This is a genomic window from Blastococcus sp. SYSU DS1024 (assembly GCF_054050795.1).
Genome location: NZ_JBJHAA010000050.1, coordinates 1 through 1,265, shown reverse-complemented (window position 1 = coordinate 1,265; position 1,265 = coordinate 1). Strand labels below are relative to the sequence as shown.

2 protein-coding genes are annotated in these 1,265 nt (G+C 69.6%); both read right to left on the bottom strand.

Annotated elements, in window-relative coordinates; genetic code table 11:
- Window positions 1-17: 17 nt before the first annotated feature.
- Complete coding sequence (locus ACI79S_RS20770; protein WP_456595333.1) at window positions 18-914, bottom strand: IS3 family transposase; 897 nt, start codon at window positions 912-914, stop codon at window positions 18-20.
- Window positions 911-1,201, bottom strand: coding sequence for a transposase (locus ACI79S_RS20765; protein WP_456595332.1), 291 nt, complete (start codon window positions 1,199-1,201; stop codon window positions 911-913). Before ACI79S_RS20765 ends, ACI79S_RS20770 begins: the two co-directional genes overlap by 4 nt.
- Between the last annotated feature and the right edge of the window lie 64 nt (window positions 1,202-1,265).

The window sequence follows — 1,265 nt, the reverse complement described above, 5'->3', positions numbered from 1 at the left end:
CTGTGAAGTGACCCCCGTCAGGCGGACACCTCGTTTCGTGTCAGATGGATCTTCTCGTAGTCGGCGGGGCTGAGGTTGTTCAGCTTGGAGTGCCGGCGGCTGGGGTTGTAGAAGCCCTCGATGTAGGAGAAGACCTCCATCTCCAGTTCGTGGCGGGTCGGCCAGGAGCGTCGGTAGATCAGTTCCTCCTTCAGCGTGGCGAAGAACGACTCGGCCATCGCGTTGTCGAAGGCCGAGCCGACCCGGCCCATCGAGGCCAGCAGTCCCGAGGCGCGCAGCGCCTTGCCGAACTCGTAGGAGGTGTACTGGCTGCCGCGGTCGGTGTGGTGCACGGTGCCGGCCGGCGGCTTGCGGGTGGTGATGGCCATGCCGACGGCGTCGAGGACCAGTTCGGTGCGCAAATGGTCGGCCATCGCCCAGCCCACCACCTTGCGGGAGTAGGCGTCGACGACCACGGCGAGGTAGACGAATCCCTCCCAGGAGCGCAGGTAGGAGATGTCGGCGACCCAGAGCTGGTTGGGTGCGGTGGCGGTGAAGTTCCGTTCGACCCGATCCGGGGCGGTCGCGGTGGAGGAATGGCGGCGGCCGTACTTGCCCCGTCGCCGCCGGTGGACTCCCTCGATCGCGCCCAGCCGCATCAGCCGGGCCACCCGCTTGCGGTTCCAGGCGTGCCCGCGGTCGCGGACCTCGGCGGTCAGCCGGCGAGCGCCATAAGTGCGCCGGTGGGCGATCCAAGCGGTGCGGGCGGCGTGGATCGCGTAGGCATCCTCGAGCTCGGCGGCGGTCGGCCCGCCGGCGCGGCGGGCCCAGGTGTAGAAGGTGGTCGGGGTGACGCCGAACACCCGGCACAGACGGCGCACGCCGTAGGTGGTCTTCTCCGCAGCGATGAACTCGCAGAGGACTCCGCGGCTCACCGGCCCGTCTCCCGAGCGAAGAAGACCGCGGCTTTTTTCAGGATCTCCCGCTCGAGTTCCAGCTCGGCGACCTTGCGCCGCAGCCGCGCCAGCTCCAGCCGCTCATCGGCGCCCAGCACGGCCGGGCCTTCCGCCCGCTGCCGGCGCTCAGCGGCGACCCAGTTGCGCAGCGTCTCGTGATTGACCCCCAGCTCCGCGGCGACCTGACGCACCGATCGGCGGCTGTCGAGAACCAGCTGCGCGGCGCGCTGCCGGAACTCCTCGGGGTACTTGCTCCGTCGGCCCACTCGGGCCCTCCCTCCTTGGCTGGTGCCAAGTCTGGAGGTGTTCAGCCGACGGGGGTCACTTCAC